18 protein-coding genes are annotated in these 20,044 nt (G+C 66.8%); 7 read left to right on the top strand and 11 right to left on the bottom strand.

The genetic code is table 11. The annotated features are described in order from the left end of the window. Nucleotides 1-13: 13 nt before the first annotated feature. The 3 genes from KPL74_20640 to KPL74_20630 all read right to left on the bottom strand — a co-directional run bounded on the left by KPL74_20640 (nt 14) and on the right by KPL74_20630 (nt 4,166). Complete coding sequence (locus KPL74_20640; protein QWT20139.1) at nt 14-769, bottom strand: hypothetical protein; 756 nt, start codon at nt 767-769, stop codon at nt 14-16. Between the two features lie 83 nt (nt 770-852). Next, complete coding sequence (locus tag KPL74_20635) at nt 853-1,998, bottom strand: histone H1-like repetitive region-containing protein (GenBank protein QWT20138.1); 1,146 nt, start codon at nt 1,996-1,998, stop codon at nt 853-855. A gap of 23 nt (nt 1,999-2,021) precedes the next feature. After that, nucleotides 2,022-4,166 (bottom strand): adenosylcobalamin-dependent ribonucleoside-diphosphate reductase, encoded by a 2,145-nt coding sequence (locus KPL74_20630; GenBank protein QWT20137.1) that lies wholly within the window; start codon nt 4,164-4,166, stop codon nt 2,022-2,024. Nucleotides 4,167-4,535: 369 nt separating this feature from the next. Here KPL74_20630 and KPL74_20625 point away from each other — a divergent pair, with 369 nt between their 5' ends. From KPL74_20625 to KPL74_20600, 6 genes are all read left to right on the top strand, one after another. Then, on the top strand, nt 4,536-5,903 hold the full coding sequence (locus tag KPL74_20625; GenBank protein QWT20136.1) for a Do family serine endopeptidase: 1,368 nt from the start codon (nt 4,536-4,538) through the stop codon (nt 5,901-5,903). A 345-nt stretch (nt 5,904-6,248) separates the two neighbouring features. Next, on the top strand, nt 6,249-7,778 hold the full coding sequence (locus tag KPL74_20620; protein ID QWT20135.1) for a substrate-binding domain-containing protein: 1,530 nt from the start codon (nt 6,249-6,251) through the stop codon (nt 7,776-7,778). 53 nt (nt 7,779-7,831) lie between these two features. Next, nucleotides 7,832-8,515 carry an HAD family hydrolase gene (locus tag KPL74_20615; GenBank protein QWT20134.1) on the top strand — a complete coding sequence of 228 codons (684 nt, stop codon included), beginning with the start codon at nt 7,832-7,834 and terminating at the stop codon, nt 8,513-8,515. Nucleotides 8,516-8,579: 64 nt separating this feature from the next. Then, nucleotides 8,580-9,956, top strand: coding sequence for a leucyl aminopeptidase family protein (locus KPL74_20610; protein ID QWT20133.1), 1,377 nt, complete (start codon nt 8,580-8,582; stop codon nt 9,954-9,956). Between the two features lie 77 nt (nt 9,957-10,033). Next, a complete protein-coding gene (locus tag KPL74_20605) occupies nt 10,034-10,405 on the top strand; it encodes a hypothetical protein (GenBank protein QWT20132.1) in 372 nt (123 codons plus the stop codon). A 112-nt stretch (nt 10,406-10,517) separates the two neighbouring features. Next, the gene (locus KPL74_20600; protein ID QWT20131.1) at nt 10,518-11,102 is read left to right on the top strand and encodes a DUF998 domain-containing protein; all 585 of its coding nucleotides are present in this window, start codon (nt 10,518-10,520) and stop codon (nt 11,100-11,102) included. Between the two features lie 97 nt (nt 11,103-11,199). Here the strand turns inward: KPL74_20600 and KPL74_20595 are convergent, their stop codons facing one another. The 5 genes from KPL74_20595 to KPL74_20575 all read right to left on the bottom strand — a co-directional run bounded on the left by KPL74_20595 (nt 11,200) and on the right by KPL74_20575 (nt 15,406). Further along, a complete protein-coding gene (locus KPL74_20595) occupies nt 11,200-11,685 on the bottom strand; it encodes a DUF4019 domain-containing protein (protein ID QWT20130.1) in 486 nt (161 codons plus the stop codon). An 86-nt stretch (nt 11,686-11,771) separates the two neighbouring features. Then, on the bottom strand, nt 11,772-12,443 hold the full coding sequence (locus tag KPL74_20590) for a hypothetical protein (protein ID QWT20129.1): 672 nt from the start codon (nt 12,441-12,443) through the stop codon (nt 11,772-11,774). Then, nucleotides 12,440-13,147, bottom strand: a complete 708-nt coding sequence (locus KPL74_20585; protein ID QWT20128.1) for an SIMPL domain-containing protein — start codon at nt 13,145-13,147, stop codon at nt 12,440-12,442. The genes KPL74_20590 and KPL74_20585 overlap by 4 nt, the downstream gene beginning before the upstream one ends. 29 nt (nt 13,148-13,176) lie before the next feature. Beyond that, nucleotides 13,177-13,887 (bottom strand): SIMPL domain-containing protein, encoded by a 711-nt coding sequence (locus KPL74_20580; GenBank protein ID QWT20127.1) that lies wholly within the window; start codon nt 13,885-13,887, stop codon nt 13,177-13,179. Between the two features lie 43 nt (nt 13,888-13,930). Continuing rightward, nucleotides 13,931-15,406, bottom strand: coding sequence for an anthranilate synthase component I (locus KPL74_20575; protein QWT20126.1), 1,476 nt, complete (start codon nt 15,404-15,406; stop codon nt 13,931-13,933). A gap of 436 nt (nt 15,407-15,842) precedes the next feature. Here KPL74_20575 and KPL74_20570 point away from each other — a divergent pair, with 436 nt between their 5' ends. Continuing rightward, the gene (locus KPL74_20570) at nt 15,843-16,115 is read left to right on the top strand and encodes a hypothetical protein (GenBank protein ID QWT20125.1); all 273 of its coding nucleotides are present in this window, start codon (nt 15,843-15,845) and stop codon (nt 16,113-16,115) included. 73 nt (nt 16,116-16,188) lie between these two features. Here the strand turns inward: KPL74_20570 and KPL74_20565 are convergent, their stop codons facing one another. The 3 genes from KPL74_20565 to pdsR form a co-directional block, all read right to left on the bottom strand. After that, entirely contained in the window at nt 16,189-16,629 is a 441-nt protein-coding gene (locus tag KPL74_20565; GenBank protein QWT20124.1) for a DUF1311 domain-containing protein, read from the bottom strand. A 159-nt stretch (nt 16,630-16,788) separates the two neighbouring features. Then, nucleotides 16,789-18,786 (bottom strand): hypothetical protein, encoded by a 1,998-nt coding sequence (locus KPL74_20560; protein QWT20123.1) that lies wholly within the window; start codon nt 18,784-18,786, stop codon nt 16,789-16,791. Between the two features lie 124 nt (nt 18,787-18,910). Further along, entirely contained in the window at nt 18,911-19,600 is a 690-nt protein-coding gene (gene pdsR / locus KPL74_20555) for a proteobacterial dedicated sortase system response regulator (protein QWT20122.1), read from the bottom strand. Between the last annotated feature and the right edge of the window lie 444 nt (nt 19,601-20,044).

Below are 20,044 nucleotides of genomic sequence, written 5' to 3'. Positions count from 1 at the left end.
TAGTGCGCGCCAATCACCCGCACTTCGAATACCCACAATTCAAACAAGTCTGGCACCCATCCATCAGCACCAGCGCCTGGGTATTGCACTTGGCGCAGAGCGTCGCACCCGCCGGGAAGCCCGACGCGTTGTTGTGCGAATCACCCACCGCCTCGGCGACAGCCACCGGCGCCGCCGCAACGGCAGCCTTCGGCGCAGCAGCCTTCTCGTAGGCCGCACGCTTCTCGGCGATCAGGCGCTTGGTCGCGTCGTCCATCTCCGGGTCGTGGATCAGGCCGATGGACTTCATGTGCTGCTCGATCACGCCACCGATCTCGGCGACGATGCTGGGCATGTAGATGCCGCCGGCCTTGAAGTAGCCACCGCGCGGGTCGAAGACGGCCTTGAGCTCTTCGACGATGAACGTCACGTCGCCACCCTTGCGGAAGACGGCGGACAGGATTCGGGTAAGCGCCACGATCCACTGGAAGTGGTCCATGTTCTTCGAGTTGATGAACAGCTCGAAGGGACGGCGCTGCTCGTGCTGGGTGCCGGCGTTGAGGACGATGTCGTTGATCGTCACGTACAGCGCGTGCTCGAACAGCGGCGACTTGATCTTGTACGTATTGCCCACCAGCGTTTCCGGACGCTCGAGGCTCTCGTGCATCTGGATCACTTCGGCCACGGCCGCGACTTCCTTGACGGGCGCGGGAGCGGTGGCCGGGGCGGCCTTGTCTTCGGGCTTTACAACCTGGTAGCCCTTGATCTTCTTTTCGATCTTGATCGCCATGACTTTCTCTTATTGCTGATCGGTGGCGGCGCGCCCGGAGGGATATCCGGCCCGGCGCGCACGCCGGGCCGGATGGTTACTACTTACTTACGACGGCCACGGACGGCGGTCTTACGCGCCGGCGTACGGCCGGTCTTGCTGGCAGTGGACCTCTTGGTCGCCTTGGCGACGACCTTTTTCGGAGCAGCGGCCTTTCGGACCGTCTTCTTGGGGGCGGTACGGCCGGCGACCTTGCGGGTGACCTTGCCGACTGCCTTCTTGACCGCCTTGCGGGCGGTGGAAGCCTTCTTCGCGACGCGGGCTGCGGTCTTCTTCAGCGCCTTGGTGGCGGCTGCCTTCTTGACCGTGACCTTTTTCGCTACTTTCTTAGCGACCTTGGCCACCTTGGAGACCTTGGCGAGCTTCTTTGCCGGGGTCTTCTTTGTGGTGACCTTGCGGGTCGGAGCCTTCTTAGCCGTGACCTTCTTGGCTACGACTTTCTTGGCGACCTTCTTGGAAGCGACCTTCTTGGCCGGAGCCTTCTTGACGGCTACCTTTTTGACGGCTGCCTTCTTTACGGCGGACTTTTTGACTGCTGCTTTCTTGACCGCGGACTTCTTGACTGCTGCCTTCTTGGCCGCGGACTTCTTAACTACGGACTTTTTCACGGCGGTCTTCTTGGCGGCTGCCTTTTTGGTGGCTGCCTTCTTCACCGCTGCCTTTTTGACCGCGGTTTTCTTTACGCCGGACTTTTTGGTGGCGGCTTTCTTTGCTGGTGCTTTCTTGGCCGGGGCTTTCTTCGTGGCCGACTTTTTCGCGGGCTGGCTTTCGCGCGCGGGGCGCGCTCCTACAGGGGCAGCGACGGGGGCGGCGGCCGTGGCGGCGGCGGCTTCGTCGGCCTGGTGGGCGGCGATTTCGTCGCCGGCGATGTCGGCCTGGCTTTCGAGCTTGGGTGCAGCGGCCTTCGGGGCCTTGGGCTTACGCGGGGCCTTGGGCTTGGCGACCGGCAGGTCCAGTTCGTCGACGTAGTCCGGCTCGCTGCTGGACACGGCTTCGCTGGCTTCCGCCGTCGGTGCCGGCTCGATGGTCTTGATCGCCACCGGCTTCTTCTTGACGACCTTCTTCGCGACCAGCGGCGGGTGGCCGGGGATCGCGGATTCGGTCTCGTTCTCGGACGCCGGGGTTTCGCCGGTGTCGCTGGTATCGGTCGCGGGCAACTCGGCCTCGTCGATGGTGTTCTCGATCGTCATAACGTTTTTCCCTCTCCGCGGGGTCAGAACTTGCCGTAGTAACCTTCTTTCAGGGCGTCGAAGAGGTTCGCGGCGGTGTGCATTTCACCGTCGTATTCCACTTCGTCATTACCCTTCAGTTCGACAACGCTACCGTCTTCCAATTCGAAGCGGTAGAGGGTGCTTTCAAGATCGGCTTCCTTGACCAGCACGCCCTGGAACGCGGCGGGGTTGAAACGGAAGGTGGTGCAGCCCTTCAGACCCTGCTTGTAGGCATAGGTGTAGATGTCCTTGAAGTCCTCGTACGGGTAATCCGTCGGGACGTTCGCGGTCTTGGAAATGGAGCTGTCGATCCACTTCTGCGAGGCCGCCTGGATATCCACGTGCTCTTTCGGGCTGATGTCGTCGGCCGACACGAAGTAATCCGGCAGGCGGGTCTTCGCATCCTCGGAGAACGGCAGGGCGTCGCTATTGATCAGGGCGCGGTAAGCCAGCAGCTCGTAGCTGTAGACCTCGACCTTTTCCTTCGACTTCTTGCCTTCGCGGATGACGTTACGCGAGTAATGGTGGGCGAAGCTGGGCTCGATGCCGTTGGAGGCATTGTTGGCCAGGCTCAGGCTGATCGTGCCCGTGGGGGCGATCGACGAGTGGTGGGTGAAGCGCGCACCGGCCTCGGCCAGCTCGGCCACCAGCTCCGGGGCGACCGCGGCCACGCGCTGCATGTAGCGCGAATATTTGGCGTGCAGCACCGAGCCCTTGATCTGGTCGCCGACCTTCCAGCCGTCCTTCACCATCTCCGGGCGCTTGCGCAGCATGTCGCCGGTGACGTCGAAGGTCTGCGCCAGCACCGGGGCCGGGCCCTTTTCCTTCGACAGCTCCAGGGCCACTTCCCAGCCGGCCACCGCCATCTCGCGGCTGACGTCTTCGGTGAAGCTGACCGCATCGGCCGCGCCGTAGCGCATCTTCAGCATGGTCAGGGTCGAGCCGAGGCCGAGGAAGCCCATGCCGTGGCGGCGCTTGGACAGGATCTCGTGCTGCTGCTGCGGCAGCGGCAGGCCGTTGATCTCCACCACGTTGTCGAGCATGCGGGTGAACACGCGGACCACCTCGCGATACTCCTCCCAGTCGAACCGGGCCTTCGGGCCGAACGGATCGCGCACGAAGGTGGTGAGGTTGACCGAGCCCAGCAGGCACGAGCCGTACGGCGGCAGCGGCTGCTCGCCACAGGGGTTGGTCGCGCGGATGTGCTCGCACCACCAGTTGTTGTTCATCTCGTTGACGCGGTCGATCAGGATGAAGCCCGGCTCGGCGTAGTCATACGTCGAGACCATGATCATGTCCCACAGGTGGCGGGCACGGATGTGGCCGTAGATCTTGCAGGCCACCAGGCCGTCGTCGCGGGTGACGTAGTTCTGCTTGGTCGGCCATTCGCGCCAGACCACCTTGGAGGCGTCGGTCAGGTCGATCTCGCCCTGTTCCTTCACGTGCACCGGGAACACGGTCGGCCAGTCCTGGTCGTTCTCGACCGCGTCCATGAAGCCGTCGGTGATCAGCAGCGACAGGTTGAACTGGCGCAGGCGGCCATCCTCGCGCTTGGCGCGGATGAATTCCTTGGCGTCCGGGTGCGAGATGTCGAACGTGCCCATCTGCGCGCCGCGGCGGCCGCCGGCGGACGAGACGGTGAAGCACATCTTGTCGTAGATATCCATGAACGACAGCGGGCCCGAGGTATGGGCGCCGGCACCGCTCACGTACGCGCCGCGCGGGCGCAGCGTGCTGAATTCATAACCGATGCCGCAGCCTGCCTTCAGGGTCAGGCCGGCTTCGTGCACCTTCTCCAGGATGTCGTCCATGGAGTCGTGGATGGTGCCCGACACGGTGCAGTTGATCGTCGAGGTGGCCGGCTTGTGTTCCAGCGCGCCGGCATTGGAGGTGATGCGGCCGGCGGGGATCGCACCGCGGCGCAGCGCCCACAGGAAACGCTCAAACCAGTGGCCGCGCAGCTCTTCGGTGGCTTCCACGTCGGACAGGGCACGGGCGACGCGCTGGTAGGTCTCGTCCACCGAACCGTCGACAGGCACGCCCGTCTTGGCCTTCAGCCGATACTTCTTGTCCCAGATGTCGTACGAAGCCGGCTGCAGCGGGATGGCAGATTCGAGGCCCAGGGCCTGGGCGCGTGCGGTGCTCATGTATGTGTCGTCCTCAAGTACTCGGCCTGTGGTGGCCGTTCTTATTGGTAGCGTCGGCGCAACCGCCGTCGATCTCCTCCCCCCGGACGAAATCGACCATCCCTTTCCACCTGGCGCCCGGCTTTCAGAAAAGCCTTAAAGGACGCTGGTTTGAAGCTTGAACCTGAGTCTCCGCAGCACCAGCACTTGGTAACTATCGAACGAAGGAACACAAGATGTTGTGGTTGCGGCCGGGGTGAACCTTACGCTCGGAGGGGTCCGATGTAAAGTGTCGGAAACACCTGTCTCACGGGTTGAAACCCTGGCGCGAACCGGTGGTCGAAACCGGCGTGAGACGTGCCCGGGGCACAGCAGCCAAGGAGCTTTTCCATGCCCATTCCCATCTGTCGGCATACCACTTTGCTGGGTGTCGGCGCCGCCCTCTTTTTAGCCGCGGCGTCGCCCGCGTTTGCCGCCATACCACCGGCCGTCGACGGCCAGCCCGTGCCGTCGCTGGCACCGATGCTGGCCAAGGTGACGCCGGCGGTGGTCAACATCTCCACCAAGACCCGCGTCCGTTCCCGCGACGCCTACTTCGACGACCCGGTGATCGCCCAGCTGTTCGGCCAGGGCGTGCCACGCGAACGCGTGGAGCAAAGCCTGGGTTCGGGCGTGGTGGTGGATGCGGCCAAGGGCTATGTCCTGACCAACAACCATGTCGTGGGGGGCGCGGACGATATCACGGTGACCCTGCAGGATGGGCGCGACTTCAAGGCGAAGCTGATCGGCACGGATCCGGACACCGACGTCGCCGTGTTGCAGATTCCCGCCGAGCGCCTGCAGGCGCTGCCCGTGGCGGATTCGGCGGCACTGCGTGTCGGCGATTTCGTCGTCGCCGTCGGCGATCCCTTCGGCCTCGGCCAGACCGCCACCTCGGGCATGGTCTCCGCCCTGAATCGCACCGGCCTGGGCAAGGGCATCCAGAACTTCATCCAGACCGATGCCTCGATCAACCCCGGCAACTCCGGTGGCGCGCTGGTCAACCTGCGCGGCGAGCTGGTCGGCATCAATTCGATGATCTTCACCCCCAGCGGCGGCAACGTCGGCATCGGCTTCGCCATCCCCACCGACCTGGCCAGCGCGGTGATGAAGCAGCTGCTCGCCTACGGCAAGGTCCGCCGCGGCAACCTCGGCGTGGAGGTGCAGGACATCACCCCGCGCATCGCCAAGGCGCTGGGCCTCAGCGACACCAACGGCGCCGTCGTCACCGGCGTCACCGGCGGCTCTCCCGCCGATGGCGCCGGCCTGCAGACCGGCGACGTGCTCACCGCCATCGACGGCAAGCCCGTGCGCTCCTCGCAGGACGTCCGCAACACCGAAGGCCTGCTCCCGCTCGGCGCCCGCGTGAAGCTCACCGTGAAACGCGAGGGCAGCCCACGCGACGTCGAAGCCACGATCGAAGCCAGCAAGCTCGCCAGCGTCGATGGCGCCAAGGTCGACCCCCGCCTCGCCGGTGTCACCCTCACCGACGTCAGCCCCGAGCAGAAAGCCCAGGGCGCCTTCGGCGTGGTGCTGTCCGGGGTGAAGAAAGGCAGTGCCGCGTATAGCGCCGGGCTGAGGGATGGCGACGTGGTCGCGGCGATCGGGCAGCGGCGGGTGGTGGGGGTTAAGGCGTTGCCTACCGCCGGGACGTTGGGGCGGGGGCAGTTGTTGTTGACGGTGGTGCGGGATGACGCGGTGTATTACGCCGTCCTGTGATTGGTTGGGGACAGGGGGTGGGGATGGGGGTTGCGGACGGGAAATGGGAGCGCGATCCCGTCGATCGCCCGAGGGCACGGGGCATGCACAGATACGTCGAGGCCAGCGCAGCGCATCCCGCCCCCTCATACACCCGCCGGCCCCCGCGCCCCCATTTCCCATCCCCCACCCCGCGCGCGCCCGCATTTCGTCCCACCTTCTCATGAGACCGTTCGCCCCTACAGCCTACGTTCCGTTTCCCCCCGGCAGGATGCTGAACGACGTCGAGGGTGCGCGCGGGCCGCGTATAGCCCACAATTGCGGCCCAAATCAGCCACCCCGTTTTCCCCGGAGCTCTAGCCGTCCATGTCTCTTCGTCTCGCGCGACTGTTTACCGCCACGCTGATCGGCCTTACCGCCTCCGCTACCGTTCTTGCCGCCGGCCCCCAGTTGATCTGGCGTGGCGATGTCACCACCGCGCGCGGCGTGGTCACCGACGTGGCCAAGGCCTGGGAGAAGGCGGGCAAGGGCCACTTCGAACTGCAGCCGTTCAACACCGCGTCGGGTATCGATGCCGTGACCAAGGGCACCGCCGACCTGGCCGGCTCGGCTCGCCCGGGCATCGGTGGCGCGGAGCAGTCGCTGACCTTCACGCCAGTGGCGTGGGACGCCCTGGTGATGGTCACCTACCCGTCCAACCCGGTGAACAACATCTCGCTCATGCAGCTGCATGAGATCTACATGGGCCACATCACCAACTGGAAGGAGCTCGGCGGCGAAGACGCGCCGATCAACCTCTATGCGGTGGCCAGCCCGGGCGACGGCGTGGAATACAGCCTGCGCAAGCTGCTGTTCGGCCGCGGCAACCAGCCGGTCGCCGCGCCGCGCCTGTACGTCAACCAGGCCAAGCTCGAAGAGGGCGTGACCCTCGACAAGCGTGGCCTCGGTGCGAGCACCCTCGCCGGCGTCGGTGGCAACACCAAGGTGAAGCTGCTCTCGATCGATGGCGTGAAGCCGTCGCAGTCCAGCGTCGCCAGCGGTGCCTACCCGCTGTACACCGAGCTCTACCTGGTCAGCAACGAAACCAGCCCGAAGGCTGCCGACGTGAAGGAATTCCTCGCGTTCGTGACCTCGGCCGCCGGTAGCTCGGTGCTGCGCGCACACAGCCTGGTGCCGTACGCCGATGGCACCGCCCTCGCCTCGGGCGATGCGGGCCGTCGCGCGAAGATCGCTTCGGCCGTCGGCACCAAGGCCAACGTGGGCCAGCCGATGACCACCCCGACCGTCGCCGCCGCTGCCGCCCCGGCCGCTGCCGCGGAAGCCGCGAAGGAAGCGCTGGTCGCCAAGGCCGGCCCGACCACCAAGGCCGGCAAGGCTGCCGCCGCGGCTGCCGCGAAGCAGGAAGCTGCCGCTGCGAAGCTGGCTGCCGCCGAGAACTCGCCGTTCGCCCACGTCGTCGCCAGCGTCACCACCTCGGCGCACCAGGGCTTCTCGGGCATCCGTTCGGAAGCCTTCACCCAGTCCGACAATGCGAAGGCGGGCGGCAAGTTCGCCAAGGTCACCGGCGATGCCGTGACCGTCGCAGGCAAGGTCACCGCCAAGCCCGCACCGGTCGCTGCGGCTGAGCCGGCGGCGAAGGCGGAGGCCCCGAAGGTGGCTGAAGCCAGGCCGGCCGCGAAGGCCGAAGCCGCGAAGGCGGAAGCGCCGAAGGCTGTCGCGAAGGCGGAGAAGAAGCCGGCGGCCGCTGCGGCGAAGACCTACAAGGTCTCCGCGGGTGACACGCTGTATTCGATCGCCAAGCGCAACAACGTCGACGTGAACGAGCTGCGTTCGATGAACGGCCTGAAGGACAACAACGTGCATGCCGGCCAGGTGTTGAAGGTGGCGGCGCGTTGAACGGTGGGGGATCGCGCGCGTGCGCGCTCCTACACAGGGCCTCGATCCGGGCGGTGTCGCTGGATCTGGACGACACGTTGTGGCCGGTCTTGCCGGCCCTCGTCGAAGCCGAGCAGTGTGTCGATCGCTGGCTGAAGCAGCATCACCCGGATGTCGCCAGCGCGTGGCCGATCGAGGCCATGCGCGAGCTGCGCGACAAGGTGGCGAGGGAGCATACGCACCTCGCCCACGATTTCAGCGAGCAACGCCGGATCACCATCCGCCAGGCCTTCGCGGCCTGCGGTATCGACGATGCGCCGGTGGATGCCCTGTGGGGCATCTACTTCGCGGCGCGCAACAACGTCGAACTCTATCCCGATAGCCTGGCCGCACTGGAACGCATCGCGGCCCGCGTGCCGATCGTCAGTATTTCCAACGGCAACGCCGACCTGGAAGTGATTGGCCTGCACCATTTCTTCCATACGCGGCTCAACGCGTACGGCGTGGGCGTGGCCAAGCCGGACCGGATGATTTTCCAGGCGGCGGCCGACGCGCTGGGCCTCGAGCCGGCGGCGATCCTTCACGTCGGTGACGACCCTTTGCTTGATGTGGTCGGCGCTCGCGATGCCGGTTTGAGAACCGTCTGGCTCAACCGCACGGGTGAAACGTGGTCCCACGGGCCCGCGCCAGACCTCGAATTCACGGATATGACGGCTCTTGCCGACTGGATTGACGCGTCGCCCCCCAACGACGGCTAGAATATGGCTGGTTGAATACAGTCATTGACGCGGCCACGGCATGCCGCGAGGCACGGGAGGCCTGATGTCGCCACTGATCGACCGGAAATCTGGCAAGCGCTCTGTCACCCCCATCGAGCTCGTGGACGCGACGTCCTTCGCAGCCGTCGAACAGCGTTTGGGTGCCACGCACCGGCAGTGGCTGTCCTCACTGGGTTTCCGTCCGACCTCCGGCTCGGTCGCCGTCCTGCCGAATAACGCAGGTGGGTTGTCACGCGTGCTGTTGGGCGTGGACCGCAGCGATCCGTTGTCGGCCCTGGGTGGCCTGCCCTTCCGCCTGCCAGAGGGGATCTACCAGCTGGCCGACGACACCGTGGTCGAAGACCGCGAGCTGCTCGCCCTGGGCTGGGCGCTGGGCGCCTACCGTTTCGAGCGTTACCGCAAGAGTGGCCGTGCCGCCGCGCAGTTGCTGGTCGAGCCGGCCGTGCTGCGCAACGTGCAGCCGCTGGTCGATGGCGTGTTCCAGGTCCGCGACCTGGTCAACACCCCGACCGAGGACATGGGCCCGGCCGATCTCGCCGCCGCCGTGCAGGCGCATGCGACCGAGCACAAGGCGAAGATGCGCGAGTGGGTGGGCGACGAACTGCTCGCCGAGAATTTCCCGACGATCCACGCCGTGGGTCGCGCCAGCCATCGTCCGCCGCGGATGATCGAGCTGACCTGGGGCAAGAACTCCAACCCGAAGCTGGTGATCGTCGGCAAGGGCGTGTGCTTCGATACCGGCGGCCTGGACATCAAGCCGTCCGAAGGCATGCGCTGGATGAAGAAGGACATGGGTGGCGCGGCCCACGCGATCGCCCTGGCCGGCATGGTAATGAAGGCGCGCCTGCCGGTGCGCCTCACCCTGCTGGTGCCCGCCGTGGAAAACGCGATCAGCGGTAACGCGATGCGTCCGGGCGAAGTGATCCGCACCCGCGCGGGCCACACGGTGGAAGTGGACAACACCGACGCCGAAGGCCGCCTGGTGCTGTGCGATGCGCTGGCCTACGCGGTGGAGCAATCGCCCGACCTGATCGTGGATTTCGCGACGCTCACCGGCGCCGCCCGCGTCGCGCTCGGCCCCGAGCTGCCCGCGCTGTTCACCAACCGCGACCAGCTGGCCGACGAAGTGATCGGTGCTGCCGAAACCGTGCATGACCCGATGTGGCGCCTGCCGCTGTGGCGTCCGTACCGCCGCATGCTCGAGTCGTACATCGCCGACTTCGCCAACGCCGGCCCGTCCCGCCACGCCGGCGCGATCACCGCCGCGCTCTACCTCGAACGCTTCGTGCCCGACAGCCAGAACTGGATGCACCTGGACACGTATTCGTGGAACGACGGCGAACGCCCCGGCCACCCCCGCGGCGGCGAAGCCCAGGGCCTCCGCGCCTTCTTCAAGTTCCTCTCCACCCGCTATTCGTAGGAGCGCGCCTGCGCGCGATTGGCGCAACAACGTGGCGGTTTTTATGGATAATCGACCCGCATCCAGGAGGAACCACGATGGCTGACAACGACACGCCAGTGCGCGACTACACGCGGCCGCCGATCCTTCGCGGGGTGGATCCGCAGCGGATGAACTGGCTGTGGCAGCTGATCCTGCAGGCCACCGACCTGAAGCCGGACGAAGTCCGTGCCGCGCTCAACGCCATCGGCGTCGGCGCCACCGACCAGCGCATCGCCAGCTGGTCGGTCAGCGATCGCGAAGACAATTACTTCCCGCTCAACATCGCCGAGCTGGAACGCAACCTGCGCGCCGTCATCGCACACAAGAAAGTCGCCCAGGCAGGCCACGCCGCCCAGGCCGAATCACAAAAGATCGCCGACGCGTCCGCCGAACCCGACGCGAACACCCCGTCCGCCCCCGACGCCTGATCCCCCGCCCACCGCCCCCTGTAGGAGCGCGCCCGCGCGCGATCCAGGCCGCCCAACCGTCCCACCATCTCTTAAACGCCCCACCATCCTCCAACAACGGATCTAGATTTCCATGGCAGGACTGCTTCTAAGGGCGGCCATCGCCCTACCCCTGGTGGGGATGCTCATCCCCATGCTCATCGGCTTCTTCGTCCCCGGGTATTCCTCGATCAGCCAGCACATGAGTGAGCTCGAGCTCCTCTCGCCGTCCATCTCGATGGCCTGCCGCGTCGGTGCGATCGTCGCTGGCCTGTCGATCGTCGGCTTCGCCATCGCCCTGCTCGTGCAGCACGGCGCGCGCTATCGGTTCACGGCGCTGGCCTCGGCCATCTTCGGCATCAGCATGGTGTCCAACGGCGTGTTCACCATGGGCAGCCCGCTGCACGGGCTCTATGCGATCGGCCTCACGGTCATCCTGTGCCCCGCGTTCTTCGCCGCCGAACGCCGTGCCGGCACCGACACCGTGTCGCTCGTCGTCGCCTTCCTGGTGCTGGTCTACATGTGGGCGCTGATGACCGGGCTCGATCCTGCCGCGACGCGAGGCCTCACCCAACGACTGATCACCGTGCCGATGTTCGCGTGGTTCGGCTACGCCGCGTGGCTCGTTCTCCGCGACGCGCCCGGCATCCGCCACGCAACCGCACCCGCCTCCGTGTAGGAGCGCGCCTGCGCGCGAAAAACCGACAGCGCGTGACGGTGACATGTTTTGGCACCCTGGGATCGCGCGCAGGCGCGCTCCTACAGAGGGGAGGCACTTAGGGGTTGTAGGTGATCTCGCGCTGCACTGGCCGGATCACGTACCCCACCGGTAGCCATCCGTCGGCGCCGGGGGCCAGCGAGATCGTCTCGAAGATCACCGCCCTGGCGTAATGCGCGAGGAAGATCACGTTCATGTAGTCCCCGGCCGGCAGGCCGACGGGATCCCTGACGCGTGCCATCTCGAACCACTCGCGGCCGACGAGCAATCCACGGTCGGTGCGGATCTTGCGCAGGTAGCGCACCCATTCCGCGCGCGGCACCATCCGCTGCATCATCGCGCCGGCTTCCAGCCACATGGCGTCGGGGCGGCGGCTGTCGGAGAGTTCCACCCACTGCTGGGCGCGGGCGAGGGCCTTGTCCAGCGACTTCGGATGCGGCCCCAGCCGCGGCGTGTTGGCCACGGTGAGCAGCGCGCTCAGTGGCGTCGACCTCCCGGGCCGGGCGGCCGGAGCCTTGCGTACAGGTGCCGTGGCGATCGACATGGCGCTCTCTCCCCCGAGGGTACGACCCTAGGGTCGCCGCGCCGGGGGCGGCCGGCAATTCGGCCAGAGGGGGTACGCGCTTTGGATTAGCGGGCCCGGCCGAAGGCGAGCACGGCCTCGGTGTAGGTCTCGACCACCAGGCTGAAGGGCTGGTTGGCTTCGTTGAACAGCACGGCGCGGTGGCGGAGCAGCTCGTGGGGGATCGCCAGGGCGCCCTTCCCGGCCGCTGGCAGCGGCGCGCCCATCTCCCAGCCCTTCGGCAGCGGTGACCAGAGGAGGTCCGCGCTGACCGTCTGGCGGCGGAAATGCAGCGGCTGGACGACCTTGCCGAACGGCTGGTCGGTGCTGTCGAGGATCTGGTTCATCTCGGGCGTGAGCCGCGCCGGCACGTACCAGTTGTCGGCCTCGGACAGCACCAGCTCGCCGCAGGCCAGCTGCACCCGGCGATAGCGCACCGGTTCGGCCGGGCCGATGCCCAGCGCCTGGCGGCCATCCTCCGGCAGCGGCTTATCCTCGCCCTTCACCCGGCGCGCGACGATCTTCGCGTCGGGCGCCAGCCCGTGGTCGCCACACCAGCGCTCCAGCGTCAGCGTGGCGCTGGGGTGGCTGAGCAGGTCAGCATTCAAGGTCTCGAGCAGCGCCAGCGCCTGGGTGCGCGAGGCGACGTCGTCGCGGAACGGCTCACGCGCCTGCACCGACGGCTGCGTGCCCGCCAGCATGGCCAGTGATCCGGCGACGACGATCGCGTGTTTCTTCATTTGTTCGACGGCGCCAGCAGGTAGGTCGCGTACATCGTACGCTCGATCTTCATGCCACCGACCTGGAGGTCGATGGGCGGTGGCGGCGCCGGGCGTTGCTTAGCCGCACTCATCCCCGAGTAGCCCTCGTAGACAGGGGTGGCCTGGTCGGAGACGGTGAAGAGCTCGCCGAGGCGCACGCCGTAGGTCTTCGCGACGAGCTCGGCCTGGCGGGTGGAATCGCGCATGGCTTCTTCGCGCAACTGCGCCTCGATCTCCGGGGCATCGCTGCGATCGATCGATGTGCCCGCGATCTGCAACTCATTGCCCGCCGTGTCCAGGCTGTCGATGAAATCGCGCAGGTCGTCCATGCGTGCAAAGGTGGCCGTCGCCGTGCGCGTGACCTCGGTGCCTTCGACGACTTCTTCGTTGCCCTTGTAATGCGAGTGCGGCGTGATCGACAGCGCGGTGGCATTGATCGACTCGGGCAGCGCATGGTGCGCCTTGAAGCCGGTGATCACCGTGGCCATGTGCTTTTCCACGCCGATACGCGCCAGCGCCGGCTTCGCGTTCGACACCTTCACGGTGATATTGATGGTGAAACGGTCGGGCTGGACCACGCGCTCGGCATGGCCGGTCACGTCGATGTGTCGCTGGTCGGTGGCGGCGAGGCACGGCCCCGATGCGATGGCCAGGGCGAGCAAGGGGAGCAGGCGTCGAAGCATTCCGGCGTTTCCTTTCGTGGTGGCGTGCATCAGGACTGCGGTTCCATCAGGTAGGTAGCGTAGACGCTTTCCTTGACCTCGATGCTGCCGACCTGCAGGTCGATCGGGGCCATCGGTGCCGGCGGCGCGGGCGGTGCGGCGGTGCTGTAAGCCGCCATGTAGGAAACGCCCTGCGGCGTGTCGGACACGGTGTACAGGGTGCCGAGGCGTACACCGTAGGCATCGGCCATGCTTTTGGCCGTGCGCTTGGAATCCTCGATCGCCGCACGGCGCAGGTCCTGGTGGATCGCGTCGATGTCGCTGCGGGTCACCGACATGCCCGCGACCTGCAACTCCTCGTCGGCATCCAGTCCGTCGATGAAGCCGCGCAGGTCGTCGAGCTTCGCGAAGGTGGCCTTCGCCGTGCGCCAGACCCGCGTGCCGGTGACGACGGTCTCGTTGTTGCGGTACTCGGTCTTCGGCCCGATGTTGATCGCGCTCGCGTCCACCGAGTCCGCCACGGCGTGGTGTGCCTTGAAGCCGGCGAGCACCTGGGCCATGCGCTGTTCCACCTTCGCACGCGCCTGGATCGGCCTGGCATCGGCGACATCGACGCGCAGGTTGATGGTGAACCGGTTCGGCTCGACCTTGCGGGTGGCGGTGCCACTGACCGACATATGCGGCGCGGCGGGCAGGCTGGCCTGCGCGAATGCAGTGCCGCACACAGTAAGCAGGCCCAGGCCTGCGATCAACGACTTCAACGGCATTCCCTGTATCTCCCTGTCGTGGTGGTGTTTCGCTGGCCTAAAGGCCCTTCGCGGCCTGGGCGACGGCGCGGAACAGCGCGCGGCCCTTGTTCATGGTCTCTTCCCACTCGGCGGCCGGGTCGGAGTCGTAGACCACGCCGCCGCCCGCCTGGACGTGCAGGCGGCCGTCCTGGATCACCGCCGTGCGGATGGCGATCGCCGTGTCGGCGTCGCCCCACCAGCCGAGCCAGCCGATGGCGCCCGCGTAGATGTTGCGCTTGAATGGTTCCAGTTCCTGGATGATCTCCAGCGCGCGGATCTTCGGCGCGCCGCTGACCGTGCCGGCAGGGAACGTGGCCTTGATCACGTCCATGTAGGACATGCCGTCCTTAATGTCGCCTTCCACCTGCGACACGATGTGCATCACGTGCGAGTAGCGTTCGACCACGAAGGATTCGGCGAGCTCGACGCTGCCGGTCTGGCTTACGCGACCCACGTCGTTGCGGCCGAGGTCGATCAGCATGAGGTGTTCGGCGCGTTCCTTCGGATCGGCGAGCAGTTCTTCTTCGAGGGCGACATCTTCGGCTTCGTCGGCGCCGCGGCGGCGCGTGCCGGCGATCGGGCGCAGCACCACGCGGCCGTTCTTCAGGCGGACGAGGATTTCCGGCGACGAGCCGACGATCTGGGTCGTGCCGATGTCGATGAAGAACATGTACGGCGACGGGTTCATCGCGCGCAGTGCGCGGTAGACGTCGACCGGGCGGGCGTTGAAGCCGATGCTCAGCCGCTGCGACGGCACGACCTGGAAAATGTCGCCGGCGCGGATGTATTCCTGCGCGGTGCGCACCATCGCTTCGTATTCGTCGCGGGTGAAGGAGGACTTGAAGTCGGACTCATCCAGCGCGACCGACTGCTGGATCTGCGGGTAGGACACGCCGCCCTGGCGCAGGCGGAAGGTCAGCGTATCGAGTCGGCGCATCGCTTCGGCGTAGGCCTGCGGACGCGACGGATCGGCGTGGACGATCAGGTACAGGCGACCCTTGAGGTTGTCGAACACGGCCAGCTCGTCGGCGAGCATCAGCAGGACGTCGGGCGTGCCCAGCTCGTCCTTCTTGTCCCACTGGGCCAGCCGCTCTTCGATGTAGCCGATCGTCTCGAAGCCGAAGTAACCGACCAGGCCGCCGGTGAAGTCGGGCAGGCCCGGCAGCTTCGGCACCTCGTACTGCTTGCGCAGGACCTCGATCTCACCGAGCGGGTCGTCCAGGTGGCGCGTCTCGACCACCTCGCCGTTCTCTTCCACTTCCAGCTCATGCCCGCGCAGCCGGTACACCCGGCGCGCCGGCAGGCCGATCATCGAATGCCGCCCCCAGGTCGCCCCGCCCTCCACCGACTCGAACAGGAAGGTATACGGGCCATCGGCCAGCTTCAGGTAGACCGACAACGGGGTATCGAGGTCGGAAAACACCTCGCGGACCAGCGGGATCCGGGTGTAGCCCTCAGCGGCGTAGGCGTCGAATTGTTCGCGGGAGATCATGGGGTGTGGGGCTGCCCGTGGGGTCGACCTTGGATTGTAGGGCCAATCCCGGTGTGTGCCCTACCCCGGGGCTGCCGGTTGCCCCGGCGGGCGGGTCGCGCGCGCGACGGCTCCTCCCGGTTATCGTCTGACCATGAAAACCCCCTTGCTGATCGCCCTACTCTCGTTGACGGCACAAGCCCATGCCGCCCCGCCCGCAGCGCCGACGCTCTCTCCGGCACTACAGGAGGTCATCGATGAGGCCGGCGCCCACCCAACCGCCCAGGCATCGCGGTGCATCCGATCATTTCGCCAGGATCTCCCTAACGCGTCGCGGTCGGTCGACCCGCTACTTGCGAAAGCGCGGGGTGATTACGCGGTGTTCTGGGTGGTGCCTGAAGATGGGAGGATCTCCGGCACGTGGACTGTCCGACAGACCCGCACAGGCGGGCTGCAGGTGAGCCTCCGCGGCGGCGACGAACCGCCCGAAGACAACCGACTCAACGCGGCGGCTGCGAAACGATTCCATGCTGCGTGGGAGAACGTCATGACCGGTGACGTCACCGAAGTCCGGGATGTCGCCGACGGCTCGTGCACCCTCGTCTACGATGGCAAGCGCGCGCGACTGTTCCTTCCGGGCTACGGCATCGGTACCCGCAACAGCGACGCGCTAGAGACGGCCCTGAAGATGCTTGGAGACGCGGCGAATGGCTACAACGCAGCCCCTTAAACGAGGCCTTGTGTAGGAGCGCGCCTGCGCGCGACCCCACCCCACCGCTGCTCTCCCGTGCCCACCGCCCCGCTCAATCAGACGCGATCCCTGCCAGCCCCTCAAGCGCATCGGCCCGGGCAGCGTATCGATAGAGCTCGTTGACACCAGCCTCGATGTTCACCGTTTTATCGTCGCGACCGACCGCCAACTCGACGTTCATGGTCTTCCCATTGAACTCGAGCCAGCCGCGCTCCGACGCCTTCAGGTCGGCCTGGGCTTTCCCGTCCAGGCGAGCCATCAGCTTGCGGTATGCATCGTTCAGGCGAGTGTCCTGGAACTTCCTTTCCGGCGTGATGCACGCACCCATGCCGACGATGTCGCCACGGGCTTTGTCCATGCATGCGAAGAAGGATGCGCGGATGCCTTTGGGTGCGCCCTGGCGCATATGTTCGTCCGCCAGGGCGGGTACCGACGTCAGGAGCAGGCTCGCGGTAATCACGCTGGCCCGTGCGGTCTTGGATGCAAAGATCATCTGTATTCCTTCCTGGATTGGGGCTGGTTGGTGGCCAGGCGATAGCAGCACATCATTGGGCTCGGTTGTGTTGGGTTCGGTTGTGTTGGGGTCGCGCGCAGGCGCGCTCCTACAGGGTGTCAGGGTGCCGGGGTGTTGCGCGCGTGCGCTCGACCGACGTCAGGCCAACCGCTGCCGCGGCAGCCCCTTGAGGTGCAGCGTAAACGCCACCCCATCCTCGATGTTCCGCGCACTGGCGCTACCCTGGTGCCGCTCGGCCACCAGCCGCACGACATAAAGCCCCAGGCCCAGATGTGGCGCCTCGCCCGGCGTGGCCTTGTCGCGCAAGCTCACCAGCGAATCGAACAGCCGTCCCTGCATCGCCGCGGGCAAGGGCGGCCCCTGGTTGGCGAGTTCGACGTCGGCGCCTTCCGCCGTGGGGCGTAGGCTCATCCGGATCCAGCCGCCAGGGGGCGTGAACGACAGGGCGTTGTCGAAGAGTTTGTCGAGCGCCTGGGCGATCAGCTCGGGCGAGACGTGCATCGACACCGGGTCGGGTGGCAGCTCGACCTCGACGGTGCGGTCGCCGGCCAGCGAGCGGTAGCCGTCGGCGCAGCCGCGCACGATGTCGGCCATGTCGACGTCTTCGGCTTCCGCCGCGGCGATCGCGCGTTCCATCCGGCTGGCTTCGCTCATCGCGCGGACCAGTGCGCCGAGGCGGGCGACGCCGTCGCGTGCACGGGCGAGGTAGGGCTCGGCCTCCGGCGGCAGGCCGGCGTGGTCGAGGTTGTCCAGCGAGGATTTGACGATGGCGAGGGGTGTCTGCAGTTCGTGCGAGAGCTTCGAGGCCAGCGTGCGCAGGTAATCGGTGTAGCCGCCGACCACGTCGAACAGCCGGGCGAAGCTCCGCGCCAGATCGCCCAGCTCATCGGTCGCATCGATCAACGGGAACGGGCCGTCGAGCTTGCCGTCGTTGTCCTGTGCACGCTCGGCGGCGTTGCGCAGTCGACGCAGGCGGAAGGTCAGGCGCGTGGCGAACATCAGCAGCACGCCACCGGCGACGAGCAGCACGCCGAAGCTGGTCAGCAACAGGCCGAACAACGCACGGTTGGCGAGCAGCGGCACGGCACGGCTGGGTTGTTCGAGCAGGACCACGCCATGCAGGCGGCCACGCTGGGTGATCGGCATGGCCGCCGCGAGGACGACGCTGCCACGCGCCTCTCCCGCACGCCATGCGGTGGCGGGCTTGCCCTTGAGGGCTTCGATGACTTCGGGCAGGTCGATCTTCGGCGCGTCTTCCGCCCACGCGCTGTTGTCATCCAGTCGCGTCGCAAGCAACGAGCGGTAGACCAGCGACGCGAACCAGCCCGGCTGCTCGTTGGCGGGCGTGTCGGGCAAGGTCAGCCGGCCGGTCTGCGCCATCAGCCAGGCATCCGGCGACAGTACCCGCACGCGGACGCCATCGGGCGCCAACCGCGCCAGCTCCTGCGACAGCGACGAGGAAAACTCCAGCAATGGTCGCGTATCGGCCGACAGGGGCTCGGTATCGCCATCCGCCGTGAGGTGCACGCCGACGCCGAAGCGGTCCAGGCGCAGGCCGCGCGGCAACTTCAGTTCGACGCGGAACCCGCCGCCGTCTTCCTGCCACTGCGCGTTGAGCCGGTCCGGTAACACCCCGGCCTCGGGATCCAGCGCGATCGCCGTGGTCGCGCCGGGGGCGGCGCTGGCCAGCAGGTAACGTTGCGCGTCTTCGTTCGATGCGATCGAGATGATCAGGTGGTCGGCGCTGAGCGCGAGGCGGTCGTCCGCGTCCGCGCGCCGACGCTGCGCCGTGCGCACGTCCACGGTGAAGTACAACCAGCGGTCGTCCTCCGCGAACATCACCTTCGCGTTGCGACCCAGCGGCTGTGCCCACGGGCTCAGCGATGCCCAGTCGTCGGCATAGCCGTCGATGGTGATCGGCACGTTCGCGGTCTGGACGTACCAGGCACTTCCCGCCGGTGGCAGCGGCGCGTCGACCACGACGAGGCTGCGCGCCATCGCGCGCGCGGACGCCACCAGCGCCTGGGCCTGCCCTTCGCGAAGGAGCGTCTCCATCTGGCGCACGTACAGCCAGCCGGCCACGGGGAGGGCCAGCGTGCATAACGCTACCAACAGCAGTTTCTGACGGAGGGTCATGTCAGTTGTGTAGGAGCGCGCCTGCGCGCGAAGGGCCAACGGGGCGGGATAGGAGGTACTTTCCTACCCTTTCGCGAGGAGATGTCGCGCGCGGGCGCGCTCCTACCAAGTGCATACCCACGGCTCAGGGCGTCCAGCGATAGCCGACGCCGTGTACGGTTTCGATGGCATCGAAGTCCGGCGCCAGCGCGACGAACTTCTTGCGGATGCGCTTGATGTGCGAGGTGATGGTCGCGTCGTCCACGACGAGCTCGGCTTCGCGCATCAGCTGGTCGCGATTCTTCACGTGGCCGGGGAAACGCACCAGCGTGTGCACCATCCAGAATTCGGTGACGGTGAGCGGGATTTCGACGCCGTTCCAGGTGATCCGCATGCGCTCGCTTTCCAGCCGCAGCGGGCCATGCGAGATGACGTTCTCGCTGGCGGCGGGGGTCTTCAGCGACTCGATCCGGCGGAACAGCGCGGCGATGCGCGCCGCCAGCTGGTGCAGGCTGGTGTCCTTGGACAGGTAGTCGTCCGCGCCTAGGCGCAGGCCGGAGATGACGTCGAAGTCGGAATCGCGCGCGGTGAGGAAGATCAGCGGCAGCGTGGCCGACTTGGCGCGCAGCTCGCGGCAGAGGTCGAAGCCGCCTTCCGGCTCGTCGCCCAGGCCGATGTCGATGATGACCAGTTCCGGCAGGCGCATCGCGAAGGCGAGCGACGCTTCCGCGCGTGAGCCGTAGCCGCGGGCGTCGTAGCCGAAGCGGGTCAGGGCTTCCACGTAGTTGGCGCGGATGAGGGGTTCGTCTTCGACAATGGCAATGCTGCGGCCCATGAAGGTTCCGTGTTTGTGGGTTGGCGTGCGCAGCGTGCATGGCCGACCCGGCATGCGCAAGCGCCCCCGGCCAATTGCCCGTGTTTTGCCCGTGGACGCACCCGGCCTCGGCCTACACGAATCGTTTGCCCGCGTTTTGCCACAAACGATCCGGGGATTGCCCCACCCGGGACGCGCCACCTGCCCTCGCCCGCGTTGAACTGGCACCACGGTGGCCCTGCCGGCGCCGAAGGAAACGAGACCGATGAAGACCAAACCCGACGCTGACAACACCGAACTGGAACGTGACTTCGAGCCGCTGCGCGTGACGCTGGCGCTGGGAGCCCTGCTGCTGGGTCTGCTTTGCGGGTTGCACTGAAAAAAAACGGGCGCGACCTTGAAAGGGCGCGCCCGCATGCGTTAGTGGTGCTCCTTCTCTCCCCTGGGTGATCCAGGGGAGCTTTT

Origin of the sequence: Bacillus sp. NP157 (assembly GCA_018889975.1) — a bacterium.
Lineage (GTDB): Bacteria > Pseudomonadota > Gammaproteobacteria > Xanthomonadales > Rhodanobacteraceae > Luteibacter.
The sequence above is the reverse complement of the archived record's forward strand: the minus strand, read 5'-3'. Positions and strand labels throughout refer to the sequence as shown.

Bases quoted from the DNA above. Each gene is read 5' to 3' on its own strand.
- KPL74_20605 (QWT20132.1), top strand. From the start codon at position 10,034: ATGGCTGACAACGACACGCCAGTGCGCGACTACACGCGGCCGCCGATC.
- KPL74_20590 (QWT20129.1), bottom strand. From the start codon at position 12,443: ATGAAGAAACACGCGATCGTCGTCGCCGGATCACTGGCCATGCTGGCG.
- pdsR (QWT20122.1), bottom strand. From the start codon at position 19,600: ATGGGCCGCAGCATTGCCATTGTCGAAGACGAACCCCTCATCCGCGCC.
- KPL74_20625 (QWT20136.1), top strand. From the start codon at position 4,536: ATGCCCATTCCCATCTGTCGGCATACCACTTTGCTGGGTGTCGGCGCC.
- KPL74_20620 (QWT20135.1), top strand. From the start codon at position 6,249: ATGTCTCTTCGTCTCGCGCGACTGTTTACCGCCACGCTGATCGGCCTT.
- KPL74_20635 (QWT20138.1), bottom strand. From the start codon at position 1,998: ATGACGATCGAGAACACCATCGACGAGGCCGAGTTGCCCGCGACCGAT.
- KPL74_20630 (QWT20137.1), bottom strand. From the start codon at position 4,166: ATGAGCACCGCACGCGCCCAGGCCCTGGGCCTCGAATCTGCCATCCCG.
- KPL74_20560 (QWT20123.1), bottom strand. From the start codon at position 18,786: ATGACCCTCCGTCAGAAACTGCTGTTGGTAGCGTTATGCACGCTGGCC.
- KPL74_20640 (QWT20139.1), bottom strand. From the start codon at position 769: ATGGCGATCAAGATCGAAAAGAAGATCAAGGGCTACCAGGTTGTAAAG.
- KPL74_20600 (QWT20131.1), top strand. From the start codon at position 10,518: ATGGCAGGACTGCTTCTAAGGGCGGCCATCGCCCTACCCCTGGTGGGG.
- KPL74_20565 (QWT20124.1), bottom strand. From the start codon at position 16,629: ATGATCTTTGCATCCAAGACCGCACGGGCCAGCGTGATTACCGCGAGC.
- KPL74_20585 (QWT20128.1), bottom strand. From the start codon at position 13,147: ATGCTTCGACGCCTGCTCCCCTTGCTCGCCCTGGCCATCGCATCGGGG.
- KPL74_20595 (QWT20130.1), bottom strand. From the start codon at position 11,685: ATGTCGATCGCCACGGCACCTGTACGCAAGGCTCCGGCCGCCCGGCCC.
- KPL74_20610 (QWT20133.1), top strand. From the start codon at position 8,580: ATGTCGCCACTGATCGACCGGAAATCTGGCAAGCGCTCTGTCACCCCC.
- KPL74_20575 (QWT20126.1), bottom strand. From the start codon at position 15,406: ATGATCTCCCGCGAACAATTCGACGCCTACGCCGCTGAGGGCTACACC.